This window comes from Bacillus sp. EB106-08-02-XG196, assembly GCF_013396335.1.
Lineage (GTDB): Bacteria > Bacillota > Bacilli > Bacillales > Cytobacillaceae > Neobacillus.
In genome coordinates this window covers 50,793-76,913 of sequence record NZ_JABWSY010000001.1, presented here as the reverse complement: position 1 = coordinate 76,913, position 26,121 = coordinate 50,793, and the positions used below count along the sequence as shown (strand labels likewise).

The 26,121-nt window shown below is 37.1% G+C and carries 24 protein-coding genes; 20 read left to right on the top strand and 4 right to left on the bottom strand.

Annotated elements, in window-relative coordinates; translation table 11 throughout:
* Positions 1-5: 5 nt before the first annotated feature.
* The 8 genes from MLOOGBEN_RS00350 to MLOOGBEN_RS00315 all read left to right on the top strand — a co-directional run bounded on the left by MLOOGBEN_RS00350 (position 6) and on the right by MLOOGBEN_RS00315 (position 6,510).
* The gene (locus MLOOGBEN_RS00350) at positions 6-896 is read left to right on the top strand and encodes a glycosyltransferase family 2 protein (protein ID WP_179156282.1); all 891 of its coding nucleotides are present in this window, start codon (positions 6-8) and stop codon (positions 894-896) included.
* Positions 897-1,073: 177 nt separating this feature from the next.
* Positions 1,074-1,400, top strand: coding sequence for a VanZ family protein (locus tag MLOOGBEN_RS00345; protein WP_256988770.1), 327 nt, complete (start codon positions 1,074-1,076; stop codon positions 1,398-1,400).
* A 250-nt stretch (positions 1,401-1,650) separates the two neighbouring features.
* A complete protein-coding gene (locus MLOOGBEN_RS00340) occupies positions 1,651-2,430 on the top strand; it encodes a hypothetical protein (RefSeq protein WP_179156281.1) in 780 nt (259 codons plus the stop codon).
* Positions 2,431-2,518: 88 nt separating this feature from the next.
* Positions 2,519-2,728, top strand: a complete 210-nt coding sequence (locus MLOOGBEN_RS00335; RefSeq protein WP_179156280.1) for a hypothetical protein — start codon at positions 2,519-2,521, stop codon at positions 2,726-2,728.
* A gap of 134 nt (positions 2,729-2,862) precedes the next feature.
* Complete coding sequence (locus tag MLOOGBEN_RS00330; protein WP_179156279.1) at positions 2,863-3,138, top strand: PqqD family protein; 276 nt, start codon at positions 2,863-2,865, stop codon at positions 3,136-3,138.
* Positions 3,125-3,580, top strand: coding sequence for a signal peptidase I (locus MLOOGBEN_RS00325; RefSeq protein ID WP_179156278.1), 456 nt, complete (start codon positions 3,125-3,127; stop codon positions 3,578-3,580). Before MLOOGBEN_RS00330 ends, MLOOGBEN_RS00325 begins: the two co-directional genes overlap by 14 nt.
* Before the next feature lie 19 nt (positions 3,581-3,599).
* Complete coding sequence (locus tag MLOOGBEN_RS00320; RefSeq protein ID WP_256988769.1) at positions 3,600-5,411, top strand: ABC transporter ATP-binding protein; 1,812 nt, start codon at positions 3,600-3,602, stop codon at positions 5,409-5,411.
* A 16-nt stretch (positions 5,412-5,427) separates the two neighbouring features.
* Entirely contained in the window at positions 5,428-6,510 is a 1,083-nt protein-coding gene (locus MLOOGBEN_RS00315; protein WP_179156277.1) for a nucleotidyltransferase domain-containing protein, read from the top strand.
* Between the two features lie 60 nt (positions 6,511-6,570).
* On the opposite strand, the gene MLOOGBEN_RS00310 is transcribed toward MLOOGBEN_RS00315, so the two are convergent.
* Complete coding sequence (locus MLOOGBEN_RS00310) at positions 6,571-7,275, bottom strand: DUF421 domain-containing protein (RefSeq protein ID WP_179156276.1); 705 nt, start codon at positions 7,273-7,275, stop codon at positions 6,571-6,573.
* A gap of 27 nt (positions 7,276-7,302) precedes the next feature.
* Positions 7,303-8,361 (bottom strand): lactonase family protein, encoded by a 1,059-nt coding sequence (locus MLOOGBEN_RS00305; protein ID WP_179156275.1) that lies wholly within the window; start codon positions 8,359-8,361, stop codon positions 7,303-7,305.
* Positions 8,362-8,671: 310 nt separating this feature from the next.
* Between MLOOGBEN_RS00305 and MLOOGBEN_RS00300 the strand changes: the two genes are divergently transcribed.
* Positions 8,672-8,800, top strand: coding sequence for an anti-repressor SinI family protein (locus MLOOGBEN_RS00300; RefSeq protein WP_179156274.1), 129 nt, complete (start codon positions 8,672-8,674; stop codon positions 8,798-8,800).
* 117 nt (positions 8,801-8,917) lie between these two features.
* Here the strand turns inward: MLOOGBEN_RS00300 and MLOOGBEN_RS00295 are convergent, their stop codons facing one another.
* Together MLOOGBEN_RS00295 and MLOOGBEN_RS00290 are read right to left on the bottom strand one after the other, a co-directional pair.
* On the bottom strand, positions 8,918-9,508 hold the full coding sequence (locus tag MLOOGBEN_RS00295; RefSeq protein WP_179156273.1) for a DUF624 domain-containing protein: 591 nt from the start codon (positions 9,506-9,508) through the stop codon (positions 8,918-8,920).
* 100 nt (positions 9,509-9,608) lie between these two features.
* Positions 9,609-10,709, bottom strand: coding sequence for a GntR family transcriptional regulator (locus MLOOGBEN_RS00290; RefSeq protein WP_179156838.1), 1,101 nt, complete (start codon positions 10,707-10,709; stop codon positions 9,609-9,611).
* 516 nt (positions 10,710-11,225) lie between these two features.
* Here MLOOGBEN_RS00290 and MLOOGBEN_RS00285 point away from each other — a divergent pair.
* The 11 genes from MLOOGBEN_RS00285 to MLOOGBEN_RS00235 all read left to right on the top strand — a co-directional run bounded on the left by MLOOGBEN_RS00285 (position 11,226) and on the right by MLOOGBEN_RS00235 (position 26,088).
* On the top strand, positions 11,226-12,560 hold the full coding sequence (locus MLOOGBEN_RS00285) for an ABC transporter substrate-binding protein (protein ID WP_179156837.1): 1,335 nt from the start codon (positions 11,226-11,228) through the stop codon (positions 12,558-12,560).
* 148 nt (positions 12,561-12,708) lie between these two features.
* Positions 12,709-13,599 (top strand): carbohydrate ABC transporter permease, encoded by an 891-nt coding sequence (locus MLOOGBEN_RS00280; RefSeq protein ID WP_179156272.1) that lies wholly within the window; start codon positions 12,709-12,711, stop codon positions 13,597-13,599.
* Between the two features lie 85 nt (positions 13,600-13,684).
* Positions 13,685-14,527, top strand: coding sequence for a carbohydrate ABC transporter permease (locus MLOOGBEN_RS00275; protein WP_179156836.1), 843 nt, complete (start codon positions 13,685-13,687; stop codon positions 14,525-14,527).
* A 171-nt stretch (positions 14,528-14,698) separates the two neighbouring features.
* Entirely contained in the window at positions 14,699-16,948 is a 2,250-nt protein-coding gene (locus MLOOGBEN_RS00270; protein ID WP_179156271.1) for a glycoside hydrolase family 127 protein, read from the top strand.
* A gap of 609 nt (positions 16,949-17,557) precedes the next feature.
* Entirely contained in the window at positions 17,558-19,252 is a 1,695-nt protein-coding gene (araB, locus tag MLOOGBEN_RS00265; RefSeq protein ID WP_179156270.1) for a ribulokinase, read from the top strand.
* Positions 19,246-19,941, top strand: a complete 696-nt coding sequence (gene araD, locus MLOOGBEN_RS00260; protein WP_179156269.1) for an L-ribulose-5-phosphate 4-epimerase — start codon at positions 19,246-19,248, stop codon at positions 19,939-19,941. The genes araB and araD overlap by 7 nt, the downstream gene beginning before the upstream one ends.
* Before the next feature lie 93 nt (positions 19,942-20,034).
* Positions 20,035-21,519 carry an L-arabinose isomerase gene (gene araA, locus MLOOGBEN_RS00255; protein WP_179156268.1) on the top strand — a complete coding sequence of 495 codons (1,485 nt, stop codon included), beginning with the start codon at positions 20,035-20,037 and terminating at the stop codon, positions 21,517-21,519.
* A 101-nt stretch (positions 21,520-21,620) separates the two neighbouring features.
* Positions 21,621-23,108 (top strand): alpha-N-arabinofuranosidase, encoded by a 1,488-nt coding sequence (locus tag MLOOGBEN_RS00250; protein ID WP_179156267.1) that lies wholly within the window; start codon positions 21,621-21,623, stop codon positions 23,106-23,108.
* Between the two features lie 17 nt (positions 23,109-23,125).
* Positions 23,126-23,398, top strand: coding sequence for a DUF6171 family protein (locus MLOOGBEN_RS00245; protein ID WP_179156266.1), 273 nt, complete (start codon positions 23,126-23,128; stop codon positions 23,396-23,398).
* Positions 23,399-23,415: 17 nt separating this feature from the next.
* Entirely contained in the window at positions 23,416-24,930 is a 1,515-nt protein-coding gene (gene arfA, locus MLOOGBEN_RS00240; RefSeq protein ID WP_179156265.1) for an arabinosylfuranosidase ArfA, read from the top strand.
* A gap of 105 nt (positions 24,931-25,035) precedes the next feature.
* Entirely contained in the window at positions 25,036-26,088 is a 1,053-nt protein-coding gene (locus MLOOGBEN_RS00235; protein ID WP_179156264.1) for an aldose epimerase family protein, read from the top strand.
* Positions 26,089-26,121 lie beyond the last annotated feature (33 nt).

Sequence of the window (26,121 nt, the reverse complement as noted above, 5' to 3'; positions counted from 1 at the left end):
TAATCTTGCCGATATTAACCATATTTACCCCGACATATAATAGGGCATATACACTTCACAACTGTTATGAGAGTCTAAAGAGACAATCAACAAAAGAATTTATTTGGTTAGTTATTGACGACGGGTCTTCTGATAATACGGAAGATTTAGTTAGAAGTTGGATGGATGAAAATATTATTTCAATTCGATATCATCGCCAGGATAACCAGGGGATGCATGGAGCGCATAATACTGCTTATTCCATGATCGTTACAGAATTAAATGTTTGTATAGACAGCGATGACTTTATGCCAGACGATGCGGTTGAAAAAATTGTTTCTTTTTGGAAAGAGAATGGTAGTGAAGAAATAGGTGGTATAGTTGGCCTTGATTGCACTACTAGTGGGGAAATAATTGGAACAGAATTCCCAAAGGATATTAAAACCTCGACACTATTTAATCTATATAATAAGTACGGAGTTAAAGGAGACAAAAAGTTAGTTTATCGGACGAAACTAACAAAGAAGTATCCATACCCTATTTATCAAAATGAAAAATTAGTACCGCTTTCATATAAATATTTAATGTTAGACCAAGAATATGAATTGCTGCTAATGAATGAGGCCCTTTGTTGTGTGGAGTATCTGCCTGATGGATCGTCCATGAATATAATAAAACAATATAAACTTAGTCCGAAGGGTTTTAGATATTATCGAATGGAAATGATGAAATTACCAAACACATCATTACTCTTCAAATTTAAGCAGGCTATACATTATGTATCTAGCAGCATTTTTGCAGAAAGTAATGGTGTTTTAAGGCATTCACCTCAAAAGCTACTGACACTTATTGCTTTGCCATTTGGTATAGTGCTAAATAAATATATTATAGCCAAGGTTAGGAAAATAAATTTATAGTGAGAAAATGAGGATTGGTGCTACTAAATGCTATTTATTGGTCGTCTTATCATTACACTATTTCCATTTATTTATATGTTCTTAATTTGGCAGCAAACTAGTTACTTTGACCCTGAATCGGTTAGTGGCTTATCTTAAGTATTAAGTGATGCTGTTATTCTTTCTATAGGATCAACATTGGAATTTGCCCATCTTTTTGAATTTGGCATCCTTTACTTTCTAATAATATTGGCGTTGCTTTGTTATGGACAATTAAGTAAGAGGAAAGAGATTTTGGCTATAGCCATTTCACTTTTATATGGACTTTCGGATGAGATTCATCAAATATTCGTGCCATTTAGGTCTTTTTCCATTATAGACTTAATAAAAAATGCAATAGGGGTTTTGGCAATATGGTATTTCATCCATCAAAAATACTATAATAAAACAGACTCAGGAGTGGGTTCTTTTCTTAGAAAAATAACAATTTTTTTTAAAAAGGAAAAGACCAATGTTTCTATTTAGTTATAACGATTAGTATCTTAAATACTAGGATACTTCCCATTATCTTGGTACCTAACTTTTTTTATAATATTATTTAAAAAAAGAAAATATTTCAGGAGATATTGTTCTTTAAAAAGAACTGAATATGCGTTATAATAAATTTGGCAGAGTACAGGAATACGATTTGGCATTTAATATGGAATAGAACCGGAAAGAAATTTTGGATTTCCGAAACTTCTTTTCTAAATAAAGTTTTTTATGAGGAGACAATATGGAAGTTATAAATACAAAAATTGGCGACCATTTTATCCAAATCATATGTAAATCAAAGGTTTTACTTAAAATGCTTCAAAAAAACTTTCAAACTAACATTTGTTTTAAACAACCAGACCTTGTTATAGAGATTAATGATGGTTATGGAGTTTCCTTCATTGATTATCAAGTAAAAATTACAAAAGGGAATAACCAAATACAATATTGTCGTGCGGATTACTTAATTGAAATTAACTCGGATTATAAATCTGCAACCATTTCTGTATTTAATGAACTTGCCTTAAAACACGCCTTAATGAATTTATATAGCGCCTTTATTGTTTATCATAATTGGGGTTTGTTAATTCATTCCTCATGCGTAATGGAAAATGGAAAGGCACATATTTTTTCTGGTCATTCTGGTGCTGGGAAATCAACTGCTGCAAAACTATCGTTTCCTAGAATGCTTCTTTCGGATGAGGCCACAATTGTAAAAATTAATTCAGGAAATGTTGAAGTCTATAATTCACCGTTCCGGAGTGAGTTGGAGGCAGAACCTTTTGAAGGGACAGTAACCCTAGAAAGTATTCAAATTATTTACCAAGCACTTCAAAATGATCGAACCAAATTACCAATGGCGGATGCACTTATTAATTTAATGGATAAAGTGTTTTTTTGGCCTCATAGCCAAGATGAAATTAAAACAATCTTGAATTTGTTGACTAAATTAGTAAAGAACGTATCGGTTTATGACCTTAACTTTCAAAAAAATAATACTTTTTGGAAGTTGATTTCTTAATTTGTAGAGTTTAGGTATAGAGTGGCAGGAATGGTTTACCTGGTATCAGTAATATTTTTTTTGGTTGGTCGATTAAGGAGGTGAAAATATGTTAAAGATGAAAGTTTATAATCGGCCAATGGTCTTAAGTCGTCAATCTATACGTTTTGAAACTTCTCAAAGCTGGAATCAAGGACACGGACCTGTATCTGGTGACCCTGGAAAAAGTAATGGTATTCAATATCCACTTGACCCTTATGATCCAAAAAAACCATGGCCGCCATCAAAACCAATAGATAAACCACCATCAAAGTCGTAACTTAGAGGATCAATGGTGATGCTGTATCTCCCCATTGATCTATTTATTAAAATCATTTCTTTATTCCCATATTAACTAGGTTAGAATATGAGCCACATTTTATAAAAATAACAATTTTAGGAGCTGGTCTCTTGATGACACAATTCATTTACAAAGACGACTATGATACAACTGTGCTTGATGGAGAGTGGATTATTCTAAATACTGATGATTACACGATCACAAAAATCAATGAAGTGGGAGGCCACTGTTGGTCCTTATTGAAGGAAGCTCAGACAGTGGAAACCCTAACAGAATCCATCATGGATATTTATCAAATAGTTGATAGCAAAGAACAGGTTAAAAAAGATATTGAACAATTTTTACTTAATCTAGAAGAGTGTGGCCTGATTCAAAATGTTATTCGATGAAACCACATTCAGTCTATTAAAAAGGGTAATTAATAAGGATGGATGGTTGAATCTTCCGGCATATGGAGATAGCATGTTCCCTTATATCCAACAAGGTGATTTATGTAGATTTACCCCGTGTAACCCCGATTTTATAAAAAAGGGTGATGTTATCTTGTTCTATTCGGAAGCTGGCCAGTTAATTGCTCACCGTTTTGTTCAAAAAAAGATAATCAACAACAAACAGTTATTCCTTTTCAAAGGTGATACGAACCTAGGGTTTGACCAGCCAATTGAAGAGGATAAAATTCTTGGAAGATTGATATCTATCGAGAAACAAAATATCAATATAACCTCTAATCAGCTCAGCGCACGTTTATGGGGGAAATTGATTGTTATGATCCCAGCGCTTTCTGGTATTTTGCGGAAACTTATTAATATGAAATACAAATTACAATTCTAGTCATTTATGGAGTGTCCTTATGATGAAAGAACAAATGGCAGCAATATTAAAACAGTATTTTACCATGAAGGATATTCGCCGGACATTTTCGCTGTTGAAGCCTTTCCTCATGAAACAGTGGAAGTCCTATTTGGTCTTGATTGGTTTATTAGGAGTGAATATCTATTTAACTATCTCCTTTGCAAAATTTTATGGTGAGGTTACAGATTCAGCTATTCACGGAGGCTTTCAACAAATACTGTCCCTTATTCCATTTGGCATATTTCTGATTCTATTAAATATCTTTTCAGATGTTACCTATTCATATTTTGATACAATTGCTACCAATGGTGTGAAAATGGACCTGAAAAACCATTTGTTTCACCATATTTTACGTTTGCCAGTAAGGGATGCTTCAAATCTTCGCACGGGTGAATTAATGTCCCATTTTTCTAACGATATCCATGGTGTCGATGGTGTAATTGGAAGTAGTCTTCTTAGTCTATTTAGACTGCCAATTGTCTATATTGTTGTATTTATTTATTTGGCGAATATAAATTTGACACTCTGTTTGGTAAGTCTTATTATTGCACCGATTGCCGCACTAGCTGGGCTCGTGTTTGGTTTATTGCTACGGAAAAATGGAAGATTGATTCACAAATTAGTAGGGGACATCAATAATATGCTAAATGAGACGTTTCACGGCTTTGCTATTATTCGTTCCTTTACGCTTGAAAAGCTTCAGTACAAACAATACGAGAACAAGAATCAAGAATTGTTTAAATTAGAATTGGATAATACAAAGCTTCAGTCATGGTATTACACGGGGGGGCAGATTATTGGATCAGTCACCTTTCTGGTAAATCTGACCGTAGGTGCCTTGTTTGTTTCAAAAGGTGTCCTGACAGTGGGCGCTTTGTTAACCTTTTTAAACTTGGTCAATCATTTATATTATCCATTAACAGGGCTTGCAAGTCTTTGGGCAGGATTTCAACGATCTGTTGCAGGACTAGAGAGAGTACTTGATGTTCTTGAAAAAACCGCTGATTTAAAAGATTTACCTTCATTTGAGCCAACAATTGAACAGGTAGAGTCAATTCAGTTCGATAACGTTACCTTTGGTTATGTAGAAAATAATCATGTACTAAATCATTTTCATTTAGAGATTCCTGCAGGAAAAGTGATTGCCCTTGTTGGTCCGAGCGGCGCGGGAAAGAGTACATTGTTTAACCTCTTACAAGGATTCTATAAGCCGCATTCAGGCGAAATATATATTTCTGGTAAATCAATTACAGAATTTACAGCTTCAGAGTTAAGAAGTTCCATGGCCCATGTTCCACAGGATACGTTTTTATTTGCTGGAACTTTTCGAGAAAACCTAATGATTGCACGCCCGGATGCAACGGAGAAAGAAATGATCGAAGCGGCCATTAGCGCTGAGATACATGACTTTATACTCTCACTGCCAAAAGGATATGACACCCAAATTGGTGAAAATGGAGTCAAATTATCTGGCGGACAAAAGCAAAGAATTGCGATTGCACGTGCTATTATTAAAGATGCCCCAATCCTCTTACTAGACGAGGCAACATCGGCTTTGGATGGAGAAACGGAGTTCTATGTAAAGGAAGCACTTGAGGAATTGATGAAAGGCAGAACAACGATTATTATTGCTCATCGATTGTCTACTATTCAAAATGCCGACATTATTTTAGTTATGAATAAGGGGAATATTGTTCAAAGAGGAACTCATAATGAATTAATGAATCAAAATGGATTATACCGAAAACTCAATAAATCATCCTATAGCTCAAAAAGAGTAAGTCCATTATCTTTGGTCTCAAAATCATAAAAAGGAGGTGGGTACCGTGAGTTTTGAATTTGTTTCAGCCTTATATAAAACCCAAGTCCCACTGCCAATCGATGATTATTACTTTCATAAAGTCCTTAGGGAGATTAAGCACGATGGGATTGAATCCCAGGTTTATTATTTATTAAAGCAGCAAGGAATACTCGATCAAACCCCAACCTTTTTTCAAGCCTATTTAAAAGAAAACTATGATACATGCCTTTTTCAAAACCTTTTTATAAAAAATCAGACGAATATGCTATTAAGAAGGTTTGAAGAACAAGGAATTGATGTGATTCCACTTAAAGGAGTTTATTTTGCTGAAAAATACTTTGGTCATATCGGTGCGCGAGCAACTTCTGACATTGATTTATTAGTCCGTTTTCAGGACTTAAATCAATCCATTGAGTCAGTAAAAGCGTTAGGATTTTCGGTTGAAGAGGAACCTATTTCTGGACATTTCCATTACAGTTTTAGTAAAAAACTTCCGAATTCTCCCATTCCATTAGTGGTGGAATTGCATTGGGGGCTTGTAAAAGAAGATACATCTAGATTTAATATAAACAATATTTGGAGAGATTCGAAAGCGATTGGCCAATATTCACATATCAGAGAACTCTCCCATTTGCATTGCTTTTATATGATTTGCCTGCACGGATGGAGGCATAATTTAGACTCTATGAAATATTTTATAGACATTATCCAAATGATTCATCAATATAGCGATGAGTTGGATTATGAAGAACTTTTTAAAATGGCTGAATCTCACCAAACGTTAAAAAGGGTAACTCGGACTTTATCCATTGTATATGAACAGTTTCCACATTTAAATCATGTAGCCAAGCTGCCTTTTAAAAGAAAAACTTTTTGGAAGCATCGTAAAGTTAAGGGTCTTAAACAATATATGGACTTCTTTGACTACCAATTTTTCAGCTATGATACCGTTAAGCACAGTTTGATAGAAATTCGTCATTGGATACTTCCATCAAAATTTGACCTCTCATGTGAACTAGGAGAGATTCCACAAGGAAGCTCAATAAGTAAAATGTACATATCGTTATACAAAAAAAGGATTTCAGGACTGGTAAAGGTGATTTTTTAAAATAGTTCTAAATCAAAAGTAGAGCACCGTAAGGGATTAGTTCCTAACGGTGCCCTATTTTTATTTATACAGGAAAACCTTTAAGTTGTCTTTTTGATCAATGGTTGCAAGCAGCACATTTTTAATATTTGTATGATACAGATTTTCTAGCTTCTCAACAACCCAGACTTCATCTTTGTCCAATTGTTTCAAAACATTAGAAGAAATGGTTCCTTCCTTAATGATCGTTTTTGGAAGGTCAAATGGTTCAGGTTTCATTTTATATGTTGCAGGTGTAATAGGGTTATATTTTGGATCCAGAAAAACGGATACTTTCCCATCTGCTTCCCACAATGCTAAAGCCACTTTTTTAACATCTTCTACTTTTTCTTCCCGTAATTCTTCCAATAAAATATCGATTGATATTCTTGCCTTTTTCAACCCTTTAGAGATAATCTCTCCGTCTTTAATTAGTGTAATCGGTGGGGGAGTAATTAGATTTCTAATTCGCGGCCATTTCAACACAGCATACACACTGCCAATATACAGGATCACCAACACCACTGTAGTGGTAAGGGAACCTTTCAGTCCAAGGTGTTCATCGGACAATGGATGAGCAATAATGTTCCCTATTATTAGTGCAATCACGAAATCAAGCAGTCTTAGCTGTGCAATCGAACGCTGGCCCATTGCTTTGGCAACTAGAATCAAGAAAAAATAGCCTACTACAGCACGTAGAATCCACTCTATTGTTGTCAAGGATTCCTGACTATGAATGAAATCCATCGAAACACATCCTTTATTTGTTAAGCCCTACTTTTCTAAAAACTTAACACAAACCGGGTATGGTACCTTAATATCTGATTGTAATAAAGTTAATTTTCCTGTATTTTCATTTCTTGCAAATAGGACTAAGTTGCCTGATTCCTGATTAGAAGCAACAATAAATTTTCCACTAGGGTCTATTTCAAAATCCCTCGGCCAATCTCCCTCTGTAGAGGTATGTTCCACGAAATCAAGTTCCCCTGTTTCTTCATTGACATGAAAGACTGCAATACTATTGTGACCGCGATTACCTGCATAAACAAAGCGTCCGTCGGCTGAAATATGTATTGCACTTCCTTGATTATTTTCATTAAAATCCTCTGGAAGAGTAGAAATGTACTGTTTTTCAGTAAATTGTCCATTCTCAGGATGATAGGTTAACACAATTACCTCGGAGCTGAACTCGGTCATAATATACGCGTATTTTCCATTTGGATGGAAAGCGAGGTGCCTTGGACCACTTCCGGCTTTTATTGGTAATAGGTTTGCTTTTTCAAGTGTGCCATTGTCATTTACATTATAGGTAATCAGGGCATCGATACCGAGTTCAACAGCAGTTAAATATTTTTCATCAGGTGTTAATCCAGCATAATGCGTATGTGGTTTTTCTTGTCTAGGATCAGGTCCAGAACCTTCATGCTGAATGATGGATGAAACTGTCTGTATCGAGCCATCTTCTGGGCTAATTAAATAAGATTCAACTGTTCCTTTATGATAATTAGCGCTGAAAACATAGTTGTTTCTAGTGTCTACACTTACATGACATGGTGATGGTCCTTCTGAAAATTGACTGTTAATTGACGTTAACGCCCCGTTGTCGTTAATAGAAAAAGCTGCTAGTCCTCCTAAGCCTCCTTCTTTTACAACTGAATATAGGTAGCTATTATTTGAACTAATTGTTAGGTAGGTTGGGTTTTCTAACCTAGCTGCAACTTTTACGTCTACTATAGTCCTTTCATCCGTGTCTAAGGTAAAAGAATAAATTCCTTCACTTTCTCCTTTGGTGTATGTTCCAATAAATCCTGTGAAATGTTTTTTTTCAGTCATTATTTAAACTCCTTCAATGAAATACCATCATTCTATTTTATCAAACTATCCAAAGATTTATTTACTAAAGTCCCTGGCTATTTAAAAAATGTTGTATGGTTTATGAATACAACAAAAGTCGAAAATAAACAAGTAATTAGCATAATGTGTCTGTGTCTACTTTCGGATTACTAAAAATTATATGTAAGTTATTGTCGTAATTTTTAGAAATATTTATGTTCTATATAAAGAACATTTGTGGTACTATTTTCATATGGACTTTATAACTGTATTTTGATGAAACTAATATTTTAGGAGGACACAAATTGCTATGTTAAGGACTCTATTAGATGAAAAAGAACTAGATAAGGAATGGCTAGCCCTCATTTTAGAAGCTATAAATTTAGGGCTTACTGTTGATGAAATTAAGGACTTTCTAAAAGATCCTTCTAATACTTAATAATGTTCTCCTGTGATATTTACCTGCATAACAAATCTTGTATCATCGAATACCATAAGGATTTAATGAATAAAGAACTCGTTAACAAAAAAATGCCCGTTAAATGGGCATTTTTTTTCATTTTGAAGATTGAACAGCTTGAATCTTATTAAAAACAAGATGACACAAATAGTAATTGCAACAGGCGTAAACACAGAAAATAAATAGAAAAGTAACGGACCAGGTATAGAGAATCAATACTGTCAAAACAAATAAAACAATCACAGAGAGAGTTACAAAGAAATATCGAACGGAAAAGAACAGAGAGTTCTTAATGGCAGTCAGCCAATTCACATTATAGTTCGCAATGGTTGGAAAAATAAAAATAGTGATGAAAAGAATCACGATACCTAATAGAGACAAAACTGGTAAGAGGATATACTGGAAAGAGCCGAGATTTTTCATTAATATAAAGTCGAGAAAAAACAGCCCTGCAAAGACAGTCCAGATCATCCCTAAAATAAAGCTTTGCTTAAAATTCTCTTTGAAGAATTCAAAAAAAGAGCGAAAGACACTATAGTCTTTATGCAATACCCATTGACGGATGACGCAGTACATTGCCACAGTTGCAGGGAAGATTGTAATGACCGGTAGACAAAATAAGAACCAGAGGAGATTCAATTGGAAAAAAGCTGTTACAAACTCTAGTACTTTGAATACTTGTTTCATATTTTCACCATATTTCCTCAACTAAAGATAAAAATTGAACACCCCGTTATCAAATAGGGGTGTTCAATTTTGCTTAGAAAGTAAACTAATTGAAGGGATATTAACTAACTAAGTTTGGCTTTTTCACTTCTGAAGTAGAATTTCGTATAACCAACTCTGGTTCGTATATGATAGACTGTGGATTACTGCTGCTGTTCCCTTCGACTGCTGAAACAATCCATTTCGCGGCTTCAATACCCATCTCCATTTTCGGATGGGAAACAGATGTTAACTTCACTTCAGTTGCTTCTGCTAAAAAGGAATCGTCATATCCAACAATTGATACATCTTCTGGAACACTTAATTCAAAGCCTCTTAACATCTCAATTACACTTAATGCCATCTGGTCATTGTAACATACAATTGCTGTAGGCATTTTCGCCGATGAATAAAAGCGTTTTAATTGTTCTAGAAGCTTGGTATGCTGGTCTTCTGTCGTATAGGTAATAACCATATCTGGAAAAAACGGCAGTCCGTGCTCTCTAAAGGCTCGGATAAAGCCTTGCATACGATTTACCCCTTGAAGGTCATCCGTTTTAAATATCCCAATTATCTTTTTGTGACCCAGCTTAATTAAGTGTTCAGTAGCAATAAAGCCGCCATTTTCATCATTCATAATAATATGCGGAGGCATCAGCTGTGAATAGTATTGGTTAATCATTAAATAAGGGGTATTGTTTTGTTCTAATTCTAAATAGTAGCTAATGTTCGGATTATAATTGCTGCTTTTTGTTGGTTCAACAATTAGCCCATCAATATTTCTGCTCAACATTGTTTGCAGGCATTGTTTCTCTTTTTCTACATCATTGTCAGTACATGCAAATGTTAAGGAATATCCCTGGGTTGTTAGATATGACTCAATCCCTTTAATAATAGAAGGGAAGATATAATCTGATATATAGGTTGTTATTACACCAATATTTTTCCCATTTCCATTTGAGATTTGAACCTGAGGAGGAGCGGTTTCTTTTTTTAATGAACAAAACGTCCCCGCTCCTTGTTCTCGATAGAGCCATCCTTCGTGTACTAAATCGCCAACAGCCTGGCGAACGGTATGTCTAGAGACACCAAACATTTTAACCAGTTCATTTTCGGAATAGATTTTTTCACCAGGTTTGACGATGCCGCTAGTGATCCATTCTGTTATTTTTTCTTTTACCATATTATACTTGGTTTTTTGTTGTGCCACGGTTTCACCACTTTCAACTCGTATACTAAAATTAACTTATACGTACAACGAATAATGTATAGTCTTATATTAACAAATAGAATCATTATTTGCTATGGTTAAATTATACACGGATAAAGTTTTTATTAAACACGTACGGACATAAATGAAAAAATTAATAAAAGTGATTGACATGTACGAACAGGCATATTATTATTTGAAGTATAGAGAATACGCTTTCAAAGTTTCATAGAAGTACAGCTTTAGAAAAATAGAACGTATATCTATTATTGCGTTCAAGCTTTATTTATGAAAAATTACAGCCTAGGAGGTCGTAAATGTAATCATCCAACATGTACGTACATATAAATCCGGTAACTATTACTTTCATTTTTTTTAAAATGTGGTTACGCTTTCAAAGGTTTTCACGAAATTGTTTTATTCTTAAAAAATTATAAAATAGTTTGTGGAGGGATTCAATTGTTTAAAACACCTAAAAAATTCGGAATTATGACACTTCTTGCATTGTTGATTATCAGTACCATTCTTAGTGGTTGTGCTAGTAAGGAAAGCAGCTCAGGAAAGACTAAAGATGGAAAAACAGCGATTACATTTATGTTTAGAGGTCAGCCTAAAGAACTTGAAGCTTATACGGCTACTGTAAAGAGATTTGAAAAGTCAAATCCAGACGTTAAAGTTACATTGGTTCAAGTTGCTCCGGATCAATATGATACGAAGTTAAAAGCAGCGATTGCTGGTAAGAAGATTCCAGATGTTTTCTTCTACAACCCAGCTCAAGTAAAAGCTTATGTAAACTCTGGCGTATTAAAAGATATTACCGAATTCGTTGAAGGATCAGAAGATGTTAAAATCGACGATATTTGGGAAAAAGGTATCGCGAAATATCGCTTTGATGGCGAAACACTTGGCGAAGGTGCGATTTACGGATTACCAAAAGACTTAGGTCCATTTGCATTAGGTTACAACAAAACGATGTTTGAAGAAGCAGGAATTCCACTTCCTGACAAAGACAAGCCTTATACATTAGATGAATTCATTGATGTAGCACAGAAGTTAACAAAAGATAAAAATGGCGATGGAAAAAATGATCAATTTGGTGCTGGATTCAACATTCAATGGGCTTTGCAGCCGATTGCTTGGAGTAATGGTGCAGACTGGATTGATGAAACTGGCACAAAAGTAACAGTTGATACTCCTGAATTTGCTGAAGCAGTACAATGGTTTGCAGATCAACAAAATAAATACAAAATTACTCCTTCTATTGCAGAAGCACAAACACTTGATACGTACCAAAGATGGATGAAGGGCGAATTAGCATTCTTCCCGGTTGGTCCTTGGGATATGGCAACATATGCAGAACAATTAAAGTTTGAGTATGATTTAATTCCATGGCCTGCTGGTAAAACAGGTAAACCTGCTGCATGGGTGGGTTCCCTTGGTATCGGTGTAGGAGCTACAACGAAAAATGCTGAAGCGGCGGCTGAGTTAGCGATGTACCTATCTGCTGACCAAGAAGGAAACCAAGCGTTAGTTGATGCTCAGGTTCAATTGCCAAACAGTGTAACGATTGCTGAGCAATGGGCTGCTGATACATCTATTAAACCTACAAATAAGCAAGAGTTCTTAGATATTATCAATGATTATGGGCGCGGATTCCCTGCTGAAAAGACTTATACTGCTGAATGGTATGATGAATTCTTCAAAAACATACAACCAGTTCTTGATGGGAAGATGACAGCTGAAGAGTATGTGAAAGAAGCACAGCCAAAAATGCAAAAACTATTAGATGCAGCAATCGAGCAAGAAAAGAAATCTTCTAAGTAATAGATAAAATTGATGCTTTGACATAGTGTAAATGGTGCTAGTTTTAAGAATCTGACTAGCACCATTTATTCCTTTTATCTAAATTTTTTTAATAAGAAATTTAGAAAAAGGGAAATGTTCATTCATGTTTTTGAAAGGGTGAGGAAAGATGAAAGCAACGTCCAAACTGTATCGGACAGAACAAAGAAATGCCTATATTTTCATTGCAGCACCAGTCTTAGGATTCCTCATATTTGCTATGGTTCCCCTCGTTTATTCCTTTTATGGTGCTTTTACTGACTGGGACGGTCTAGGACAAATGAACTTTATTGGATTAGAAAACTTTATTAATGTATTCCAAGATGAGTATTTCTATAAGTCTATGTTTAACACTATTTATATGATGCTGGGTATTCCAATCGGTATTGTGTTGGCCTTACTGCTTGCTCTTGCATTAAATAGAGGAATTCCTGGAACGAATACATTTAGAGTGCTTTACTATATTCCAGTTGTTTCTTCTATTGCAGCGATCTCTATTTTATGGCAATGGGCTTACAATGGGGATTACGGGTTAGTGAACCAGTTCCTTGCCCTAATTGGAATTGAGGGCCCTAACTGGCTGCAAAATACTTCTACCGTTAAACCAGCATTAATTATCATGGCTGTTTGGAAGGGTCTAGGCTATACAATGCTTCTATACTTAGCAGCACTGCAAAGTGTACCAAAATCATTTTACGAGGCTGCGAAGCTGGATGGTGCTAATGCATTTCAAGCGTTTTGGCATATTACGCTGCCAATGGTGAAACCAGTAACATTCTTTATTATTGTAACCAATATTATTGGCGGTGCCCAAATCTTTACGGAAATTAACGTTATGACACCAACTGGTGGTCCTGAATATAGTTCAGCATCAGTAGTATTTTATGTATGGCAAAAAGCATTTGGTAACTTCCAATTAGGTTATGCATCTGCAATGGCCTTAATACTGGGACTTTTCATCTTTATTATTACCCTAATCCAGTTTAAGATAAACGAAAAATCTTCCTTTGAATTGGATTAATACAGGTGATTAACAGAGTAATAGAAAGGGGCATTTAATAATGGAAGTTGCAATTGCAGATAAAAAGAATGTTAAAGCAGAACCAATGTCTGAAAAGAAAAAAAATAAAATTACCGATGCCTTTGTTTTCCTTTTTCTAAGTGCAGGGGCTATCTTCATGGTGGCACCGCTGCTATGGATGTTTTCAACTTCACTTAAATCAAAAGAAGATGTATTTGCCTTACCTCCAGTATGGATTCCTGAAGTGATCTCATTTGCTAAGTATGAGGAAATTTGGTCTATGGGGCCGCTGCTGTCTGGTATTAGTAATAGCTTAATTATTGCAGTTTCAGTAACAGTTGTTGGAACGTTCACATCTAGCTTAGCTGCCTTTGCTTTTGCTAAGCTGCAGTTCCGCGGGAAAAATAAAATATTCTTACTGTTATTTGCATCTGTTATGATTCCGTATCCAGTCATTATGATTCCGCAGTTCATTATGTTTTCTTCTGTGGGATGGATTGATAGTTTATTACCATTAATCATACCAGGATTGTTTGGTAACATATTCATGATTTTCTTTTTACGACAGTATCTATCAAGTATTCCTACCTCTATCATGGAAGCGGCAAAGATTGATGGGTGCTCTCACTTTCAAATCTTTTACAAAATTATCTTTCCATTGATTAAGCCTGCGGTTGCGGCACAGTTAATTTTGTGGTTCATGGGAATTTGGAATGATTATTTAGGTCCTATTCTGTACTTGAATTCACCAGAAAAGCAAACCTTGCAGCTCGTTATTGCAAACTTTAATGCGTCTTATGCAATCCAAAGCGATTACCCGCTAATTATGGCAGCTTCTGTGATTGCGTTATTGCCAATGTTGATTGTTTTTATTGTCTTCCAAAAACAAATCATCGAATCAATCGCAATTTCAGGTGTAAAAGGTTAAGACAACTAAATCATATGCAGGTGCATTTTTGATTCGTAGTTTATAAAGTTAATAGAAAATGTGGAAAGGCACTTATCATTTTATTTCTGATAAGTGCCTTTTATAATTTTCGCTCTGTTAACTTGTCTGTTGATTACTATAAACCCAAAATTTTTAATGAGGAGATATCATATGAAAGTAAAACCGTTTGGACTAGAACGAGTTCGTATTACTGGGGGACCTCTTAAGCATGCGGTGGAGTTAAATAAAGAGTACTTGCTGCAGCTTGAGCCAGACAAATTGCTATCCAGGTTTCGTGAGTACGCAGGATTGCAGCCAAAAGCGGTACACTATCAGGGATGGGAAGCACAGGGTATTTCGGGGCATACACTTGGCCACTATTTATCGGCCAGTGCCATGATGGCAGCAGCAAATGATGATGAAAGATTTCGTGAAAGAGTAAATTACATCGTCGATGAATTAGAAGAATGTCAAGAAGCCCATGGAACTGGTTATATATCAGGTGTTCCCAGAGGAAGGGAAATCTTTGAAGAAGTAAAGGCTGGCGACATCCGTTCGCAGGGGTTTGATTTGAATGGCGGCTGGGTGCCGTTATATTCCATTCATAAGTTGTTTGCTGGGTTACGTGATGCATATAAGTTAACGCATAGCATAAAGGCGCTAAATGTTGAGATAAAGCTTGGTTTATGGCTGGAGGATGTATTTGCTAATCTAACTGATACTCAGGTACAGGACGTTCTAAAATGTGAGTTTGGGGGAATGACAGAGGTGTTGGCTGACCTTGCTGATGATTCAGGGGATGACAGGTTTTGGAAATTATCGCAACTATTTCATCATCATGAGTTGTTGAATCCGCTAGCCGATGGAAGAGATGAATTAGCAGGCAGACATGCGAACACCCAGATACCCAAAGTTGTCGGTGCGGCCCGTCAATATGAAATATCTAATATAGAATCTTATCGCCGTATTTCTGAGTATTTTTGGAAGCAAATGGTTCATCAGCATTCATATGTAATCGGAGGGAACAGTCTCAATGAACATTTTGGTGAGCCAGGTAAATTGAATGACCGGCTTGGTGCAAATACATGTGAAACGTGTAATTCATATAATATGTTAAAGCTGACAAAGCACCTGTTTCAGTGGAATGTTCTGGCTGAACAAGGCGATTTTTATGAAAGAGTATTATACAATCACATATTAGCTTCTCAGCACCCTATAGAGGGGACAGTAACCTACTTTGTTTCATTAGATATGGGAGGGCACAAGGTTTATAACTCCAAATTTAATGATTTTACATGCTGTGTCGGCTCGGGAATGGAGAATCATTCAAGTTATGGTAATGCTATTTACTTCCAAAATGAGCAATCTCTATTTGTAAATCAATATATTCCTTCTGAATTAGATTGGAGTGAAATGGGAGTGTTTGTCAAACAAACCACATCCTATCCCGAAAATGGTTCTATTAAACTAGAAGTCAAATCCAAGGATCCCAAATCCTTCGCCCTATCAGTCAGGTATCCATCCTGGGCAGAACAAGGAATGTCAGTAGTCGTTAACGGTGAGGTGTTCAATCATGCTGCCGAGCCATCCAGTTTTATCACAATCGAGCGAGTTTGGAATAACGGAGATAGTATTGAACTTGAGATACCGATGACATTAAGAGTTGAAAAAATGAGTGATAACCCCAATCGACTAGCCCTTTTGAATGGACCAATCGTTCTTGCAGGGGACTTGGGACCGATAAACCACGAAAAGGATGTAACTGACCTTTTATTTACACCTGTATTAGTGACAGATGATTCAAATGTACTGAATCAGGTTATTGCAGTTAATGGTAAAGTACATGAATTTGAAATGAATCACCTTGGCGTCCCTCGTGATGTTACATTAATTCCTTTCTATCAAATGCATGATCGAAGCACCTCTGTTTATTGGGATGTTTTCACAGAGGAAGAATGGAGGAAGGCTGAAATCTCTTATACATCTGCCATTGAGAAAGAGCGTGATCTTCAATTGAGGACAGTCGACTTTTTCCAACCTGGAGAAATGCAGCCAGAACGTGACCATGACTTTAAGGGTGAACATGTTGGATATGGTGTACTGTCAAATCGTAAATACAGAGATACATGGCCAAATGGACACTTTTCCTTTACTTTAAACGTTCTTCCAGACGACTCAAACTATCTTGTTGTCATGTACACCAATGAAATAGAAACCATGCGTTCCTTCGATATCGTAGTGAATAGAGTTGTACTGACAAATAGTCAAATAGAATTGGAAGAAATGAATAAGTTCGTCCTAGTAAAGTACGAAATACCGTATCATGCCACCATGGACAAGGATATAGTAACAGTAGAATTTCGCGCGCACGAAGGCCAAAAAGTCCCTAAAGTCTTCGGTGTTAGAGTTGTTAAAGAATAGACAAGCTAAATGAAGGTAGGTACAACCATTGAGTTGTACCTACCTTTTTAAATTTTAGGCTTTGTTTTAGCAAAATGTGATATGGGCACTCTGTTGATTTGCGTGGAAGGCGCGAGACTCCTGCAGGAGGACGGGACAGGGGAGACCCCGCAGGCGCTTTAGCGCCGAGGAGGCTTCCCGAACCGCCTGCGGAAAGCGAAGCGCCTCGTGACAGGCAAAGACCGCCTGTCCCTGCGGTGATTATTCAAAGAAGCTTTCCTTAATGGAGCGCAAATCAACAGACCCTATATTAAAAAGGATAATTATTGTGGCTCAAAACTTTTTTTATAAATTATCAAAATACCATTGAAAAAATAGAGATAGGTGGTACAATCAACTTAAAGGTTATACGTACAAGTTAAGAATTAATTTTACATTACTTACATACTTGTAAGGTTGAAAGAATAATTATTAACTTTATATCATTATTCTTGTACGGATGGCATGATAGTGTATTTATTGGAAGCGTTTAAATAATCGAGAAGTAATAGGATGAACATTCTATGAAACTCAAATAAAAAATTATATTTTTGTAAACGTATTCTTACATAAAAGGCAGGGTGATAAGTAATGACTAAATATTCGATTGGTGTAGATTATGGAACACAATCAGGAAGAGCGGTACTTGTTGAAGTAGGAACCGGGAGAGAGGTTGCTTCAGCTGTTAAGGAATATACACATGGTGTAATGGATGAGTTTTTACCAGATGGAAATACAAAGTTGGAACATGACTGGGCCTTGCAGCATCCGGCTGATTACCTTGAGGTCTTAGAAATTACTATTCCAGAAGTTTTAACAAAAGCACAAGTTTCAGCAGAAGATGTTATCGGTTTAGGAATAGATTTTACTGCTTGTACGGTCCTGCCGATTGATAAAAATGGAACACCTTTATGTTTTCATCCAGAACTAAGCAGTAATCCTCACAGCTATGTAAAGTTATGGAAACATCATGCCGCACAAGATGAAGCAAATCGATTAAACGAAATAGCTGAAGCCCGTGGGGAAAAGTTCTTATCTCGCTATGGAGGCAAAATATCATCTGAATGGATGATACCAAAAGTTTGGCAAATTTTAAATGAAGCAACAGAAATTTATGATGGTGCAGATCAAATACTAGAAGCAACGGATTGGGTTATTTCGCAATTAACGGGAGAAATCACCCGTAACAGCTGTACGGCTGGTTACAAAGCAATCTGGCATAAGCAGGATGGTTATCCATCACAGGATTTCTTTAAGGCGCTTGATCCGCGTTTGGAGAATGTAGTGGAGGAAAAATTATCAACAAAGATATTCCCGATTGGTGCCAAGGCAGGAGAAATCACTGAAAAAGCAGCTAAACTAACAGGCTTGAAAACTGGTACTGCTGTTGCGGTAGCGAATGTAGATGCTCACGTTGCAGTCCCAGCAGTTGGAATTACCGAGCCGGGCAAATTATTAATGATTATGGGAACTTCTACATGTCACATTTTGCTTGGTGAGGAAGAGAAAGTAGTTCCAGGTATGTGTGGTGTCGTTGAGGACGGTGTAATCCCAGGATACATGGGGTATGAAGCAGGACAATCCTGTGTAGGCGACCACTTTGAATGGTTTACAGAAAACTGTGTACCAACAAGCTATCAAGAAGAAGCAAATGCAAGAGGAATCAATATCCACCAGCTATTAACCGAAAAAGCTAGCAAACTACAAGTGGGTGAAAGCGGTCTATTAGCATTAGATTGGTGGAATGGCAATCGTTCTACTCTTGTTGACGCTGACCTAACGGGAGTACTGTTAGGGGCAACCTTATTAACAAAACCTGAAGAAATCTATCGGACTCTAATCGAAGCAACCGCATTTGGTACTAGAATGATTGTTGAGACATTTAGAAACAACGGTGTTCCAGTAAACGAAGTATTCGCAGCTGGAGGCATTGCTGAAAAAAATACCATGATGATGCAAATTTACTCTGATGTACTAGATATGGATATTAAAATTTCTGCTTCATCTCAAACGCCGGCACTAGGATCTGCCATGTTCGGTGCAGTTGCAGCAGGAAAAGACCGCGGTGGCTACGATAATATTACGGAAGCTGCAAAGGATATGGGCCGAGTAAAAGAGTATATCTACCAACCTATTAAAGCTAACGCAGACGTATATAATCAGCTTTTCAATGAGTATGCCCGTTTATATGATTACTTTGGACGCGGTGAAAACAATGTAATGAAGACATTGAAAAAAATTAAGAAAGAAAACTCCATAGAGAAAACGGAGGAGACAGTATGCTAGAAAAATTGAAAAAAGAGGTTTTGGAAGCTAATTTACAGCTTCCAAAACATGGACTTGTTACGTTTACATGGGGAAATGTTAGTGGAATCGATCGTGATCGAGGACTCGTAGTGATTAAACCCAGCGGTGTTCCATACGAAGAGCTAACACTAGAGGATATGGTGGTAGTAGATTTGGAAGGAAACATCATCGAAGGAAGAAAGCGTCCTTCTTCTGATACGCCAACACATCTTGCACTTTATCGCTCCTTTCAACATGTAGGTGGAATTGTACATACACATTCTCCTTGGGCAACTGCTTGGGCACAGGCAGGCCGTTCCATTCCTGCTTTAGGTACAACACATGCAGATTATTACTATGGCGAAATACCTTGCACACGCACATTAACAAAAGATGAAATAACGAGGGCATATGAGTTGGAAACAGGAAATGTCATTATTGAAACATTTGAAACTGGAGGTATTGATCCGTTAGCAATGCCAGGTGTACTCGTTTCAAACCACGCACCATTTTGTTGGGGGAAAAACGCCAATCAGGCTGTTCACAATGCAGTCGTACTTGAAGAAGTAGCCAAAATGGCCCTTCATACTTTTCAATTAAATTTGCAAATAGACCCAATTGATCAATTTTTGCTAGATAAGCACTATCTTCGCAAGCATGGCGTAAATGCCTACTATGGTCAAAAATAGACAAACAAAGAACAATCTTTAAATGGTCTATCTTAAAAAGTATGTTACTAAACTATTAAGATGTTTCGCAAACAATTCTAAGGGGGATTTACCTTGTTAACTACAAAAGCGTATGAATATTGGTTTGTCACTGGAAGTCAATTACTTTACGGAGAAGATGTACTAAGTGCAGTTGAAGAAAACTCAAAGACGATTGTGAATGGTCTGGATGATGACTCATCTGTTCCTTATAAACTAGTTTTTAAATCCGTTGTAAAAGATTCCGATGCGATTCGTAAATTGATTTTAGAAGCAAATGCAGATGAAAATTGTGCAGGTCTTATTACTTGGATGCACACCTTCTCACCATCAAAAATGTGGATTGCAGGACTAGCTGCACTTCAAAAACCACTATTACATTTAGCCACTCAATTTAATCGCGATATTCCATGGGATTCCATTGATATGGATTTCATGAACTTAAACCAATCCGCACATGGTGACCGTGAGCATGGTTTTATCCACAGCCGCATGAATATTAAGCGGAAGGTAGTGGTTGGACACTGGGAAAATCCTGAAGTAAGAGAGCGTATTGGCAGCTGGATGCGTACAGCAGCAGCGTTTGCAGAAAGCAAAAACCTTAAAGTAGCAAGATTTGGCGATAATATGCGTCAGGTAGCGGTAACAGAAGGTGACAAGGTCGAGGCACAAATTAAATTTGGCTGGACTGTTAATGGATATGGTGTTGGTGACTTAGTTCAAAAGATGAATGAGGTGACTGACCAAGAATTAGATCAGCTTTTAACTGAATATGAAGAGCTTTATGATATTGTGCCTGAAGGTCTTACAGAAGGTCCAGTCAGAGACTCTATTCGTTATCAAGCAAGAATTGAACTAGGAATGAAAGCTTTCTTAACAGAAGGAAACTATACAGCATTTACGACAACTTTTGAAGATTTACATGGTATGCGTCAACTGCCAGGTCTTGCTGTTCAACGTTTAATGGAACAAGGCTATGGCTTTGCTGGAGAAGGTGACTGGAAAACAGCAGCATTAGTTAGATTAATGAAAATTATTGCTGGTAACGAAGAGACATCCTTTATGGAAGATTACACGTATCATTTTGAGCCAGGGAATGAAATGGTTCTGGGTGCCCATATGCTTGAGGTATGTCCTACAATTTCAGCAACTCGTCCTAAGATTGAGGTTCATCCGCTTGGAATCGGCGGCAAAGAAGACCCTGCGAGAATCGTGTTTGACGGAAAAGGCGGTTCTGCACTAAATGCATCGATTATCGATCTTGGACATCGTTTCCGTTTGCTTGTGAACGAAGTTGATGCTGTACAGCCAGAAAAAGATATGCCAAACCTTCCTGTAGCTAGAGTTTTATGGAAGACACAGCCATCCTTAAGCCAGGCCGTTGAAAATTGGATTCAGGCTGGAGGAGCACACCACACTGGCTACTCCACTAAAGTAACAACTGAACAATTAAGAGATTTTGCTGAATTAACAGGTATTGAAATGGTAGTAATCAATAACGATACTAACACTCATTCCTTCAATAATGAACTGCGCTGGAACGAGCTTATTTACCGTTAATTCGAATCTTATATAAACATTCATTAGGGGCTATTAGCAATAATAGCCCTAGTGTTTAATAAAGGAACACTAAAAAAATGTTAGAAACAGGAGGTTTTTTTATGTCAAATAATGTAATTGTAAACGCGGATATTACAAAAGGAAAAATCAATAAAAATATTTATGGCCATTTTGCTGAACACCTTGGCAGATGTATCTATGAAGGAATTTGGGTTGGCGAAGATTCTTCTATTTCTAACACAAAAGGTATTCGTAATGATGTCTTAGCTGCACTAAAGAATATTAAAGTTCCTGTTCTTCGCTGGCCAGGCGGCTGCTTTGCAGATGAGTACCACTGGAAAGATGGTATTGGTCCAAAGGAAAATCGTAAGCGTATGGTTAATACACATTGGGGCGGAGTTGTAGAAAACAATCACTTTGGAACACATGAATTTATGATGTTATGTGAATTGTTAGAGTGTGAGCCATACATTTGTGGAAACGTAGGAAGCGGTACTGTTCAGGAAATGTCTGAATGGGTTGAATATATGACATTTGAGGGCGAATCTCCAATGGCAAATTGGCGTCGTGAAAATGGCAAAGAGGAACCATGGAAATTAAAATATTTTGGAGTAGGGAACGAAAACTGGGGCTGCGGCGGCAATATGCGCCCTGAATATTATGCAGACCTTTATCGACGTTACCAAACCTATGTAAGAGATTATGGCGGCAACAAGATTTATAAAATTGCTGGCGGTGCAAACGTTGATGACTATAACTGGACAGAAGTGCTAATGAAAAATGCACACTGGCTAATGGATGGCTTAAGCCTTCACTATTACACCATTCCTGGAGATTTCTGGTTAGGAAAAGGATCTGCCGTTGATTTCCCTGAAGATGAATGGTTTATCACGATGAAAAAGGCACTACATATGGATGAATTAATTACAAAACACAGCACGATTATGGATAAATATGATCCAGAAAAACGTGTTGGAATGATAATTGATGAATGGGGAACATGGTTTGATGTAGAACCAGGAACGAACCCAGGATTCCTCTATCAACAAAATACAATTCGTGACGCTTTAGTTGCAGGTTTACATTTTAATATCTTCCACAACCATGCTGACCGCGTTCAAATGACAAATATTGCTCAAACCGTTAATGTCTTGCAGGCAATGATTCTTACTGAAGGAGAGCAGATGATTCTAACTCCAACATACCATGTATTTGATATGTACAAAGTGCACCAGGATGCAGAGGTTTTGGCTGTAGATTCGACATTAGGCACTTATGAAAACAATGGGGATGTCCTGCCGCATGTAACAGTTTCAGCATCAAGAAATACAGAAGGCAAAGTTCACATCAGCTTATGTAACATTGACCATAAAAATGAAGCATTTATTGATTTAGATCTACGTGGTGTAAGTGCGGTAGATTCAAAGGTATCTGGAACCATCCTTACAGCAGATAGTATGAATGCTCATAATACTTTTGAACAGCCAGATGTTGTTAAACCAGCTGATTTTACTGGAGTTGCCGTTGAAAACAACAAATTAGTGATCGAACTTCCAGCTATGTCAGTCGTTACATTAGTGATTGAATAGAAAAAGGCGGGAAAGAAGTGACTGAAAAGAGTCTATGTAAAGGCTGCACAGAAAGTGTAATGGTAACGGAAGAGGTCATCCAGGAACTTGTGAAAGAAGCCGAGGAAGATTTGTCTGTTATTGTGTCCGATGATGTCTACGAAGCCAGATTAAAGAGTTGTACTTCATGCCCTTCCCTGCAATACGGGACCACTTGTGCTCATAGCGGTTCCATTGTCCGCTATCGGGCCAAATTTAAAAACAAAGCATGCCCGTTGGCAGGGAATCCAAAGTGGGAAAAGGTTAGCTAGAGAAAGGAATAGTGATGATGGCTACAAACAAAGCTAAGATGATTTTAGAAAAGGATTTTAAAGTCTCTGAAATTGATAATCGTATATATGGTTCTTTTATTGAACATTTAGGACGGGCTGTCTATGGCGGTATTTATGAACCAGGACACCCACAGGCAGATGAAAATGGCTTCCGCCAAGATGTGATTGAAATGGTAAAAGAACTTCAAGTTCCGCTTGTACGTTATCCTGGTGGAAACTTTGTTTCAGGTTATAACTGGGAAGATGGTGTAGGACCAGTTGAAAGTCGTCCACGCCGTTTAGATCTAGCATGGCGTACAACGGAAACAAACGAAATGGGTACAAACGAGTTTATGAAGTGGGCTCAGCTGGTTAACGCCGATGTAAATATGGCAGTAAACCTAGGTACTCGGGGCATTGACGCTGCTAGAAACCTAGTAGAGTATTGCAACCATCCAGGCGGTTCCTACTACAGTGACTTACGTATCTCACATGGGGTAAAAGATCCATATAAAATTAAGACTTGGTGTCTGGGGAACGAAATGGATGGGCCATGGCAAATCGGCCATAAAACTGCAGCTGAATATGGGCGTCTAGCTCAGGAAACCGCAAAAGCAATGAAGTGGGTGGATCCAACTATCGAGCTTGTTGCATGTGGAAGTTCACACCGAAACATGCCGACCTTTGCAGATTGGGAAGCAACCGTTCTTGATCATACTTATGACCATGTTGAATTTATTTCCCTTCATCAATATTATGGTAACCGCGATAATGATATCTCAAATTATTTAGCACTATCCCTTGAAATGGATGATTTTATTCGTTCCGTTATTTCAATTGCTGACTATATTAAAGCAAAAAAACGTGGGAAAAAGAAAATTAACCTTGCCTTTGATGAATGGAATGTTTGGTACCATAGCAATGAAGCAGATAAGAAAATTGAGCCTTGGAGTATTGCGCCTCCACAGCTTGAAGATATTTATAATTTCGAAGATGCATTATTAGTAGGTTGTATGCTCATCACGATGTTGAAGCATGCCGACCGCTTAAAAATTGCTTGTCTTGCTCAATTGGTCAATGTTATTGCACCAATTATGACGGAAGAAAATGGTCCGGCTTGGAAGCAAACGATTTTCTATCCATATATGCATACTTCTGTTTATGGTAGAGGGGTTTCGCTAAATCCAATCATCTCAAGTCCTAAGTATGATAGTAAGGACTTTACGGATGTTCCATATTTAGAGTCAACGGCCGTTTTTAATGAAGAAAATGAACAGTTAACCATCTTTGCGGTTAACCGCCACCTTGAAGAAGGCTTAGAATTAGCAGTGGACATTCGTAATTTCGAGGGATATGAAGTAGTAGAACATATTGTTCTTGAAAATGACGGAAACGTAAAGCAAACCAATTCAGCCCAAGGAACTCCAGTAGCACCTCATTCAAATGGAAATGCTAAAACAGAGAATGGCGGAGTAACTGCTGTACTGCCAAAGTTATCTTGGAACGTTATTCGCTTAGCAAAGTGTAAGTAATATTGAATGATTTCCATACTTTCTTCGTCGACAGTTTCATGATGAAGATGGTATGGAATCATTTTACTTAATCATTTCCTAATGGGATGGAAAGGCAGGATGAATATGAAGGTAGTAAAAGAAGAGTTTGGAAGAAAAGATAACCAAACCGTTTTTTTATTTAATTTGATAAATGGTCTTGGAGTAGAAATTGGCTGCATTAACTACGGCTGTATCATCACTAAAATAAAAACGCCTGATAAAGACGGTAACTTTGAAAACATCGTTGTTGGATATGACACACTAAATGAATACGAAAAGGATTCATACTTTTTAGGTGCTGCGATTGGACGTGTAGCAGGTAGAATAAAGGAAGGATCGTTTGAACTTGATGGACATGCATATTCCCTAGCTCAAAATGAAAACAATAATCATCTTCATGGTGGAATGAAAGGCTTTAACCAAGTGATTTGGGATGCTGAAATAATTGAAAATGAACAAGAAGCAGCTGTTCGTTTCACCTATTTGAGCCCAAATGGTGAAGAAGGCTATCCTGGTAATCTGAAAGTTTCTGTTACATATACCTTAAACAATAAAAATGAATTTTCTATCCATTATACCGGCATTTCGGACGAGAAAACTTTGTTAAACATGACCAATCACTCTTATTTCAATTTAAGTGGAGATTTAAAAAGGGATATCCTAAACCATTCCTTAATGATTAAAAGCGATAAGTTTCTTGAACTAAATGACGAGCTCCTTCCAACCGGAGAAATGCTAGATGTGAAAGGTACAGCTTTTGATTTTACATCTGAAAGACTAATCCAGACAGGTGTAATCTCGGAGCATCCGCAAAATAAGCTTGCAGGTGAAGGGTACGATCACCCATTTCTTTTAAATAAACAGCATAATAATGAAATTGTTCTGAAGGATTCAGAGAGCGGACGTACATTGACAATTGAAACAGATGAGGTTGGTGTTGTCGTTTATTCAGGTAATCAGATGAAATCAGAAGGCTTAATTTCCGGAGTACCTTCCAGGAAATATTTGGGGATATGTCTGGAGACACAGGGACTTCCGGATGCAATCCACAATCAACAGTTTCCTTCTTGGATTTTAGAAAAGGAAGAAGAGTATTCATCTAAAACCATCTATAGGTTTGGAATTGAAAATAACTAAACAGGGATAAGTTTATGCAGGAGCAGGAGGAAC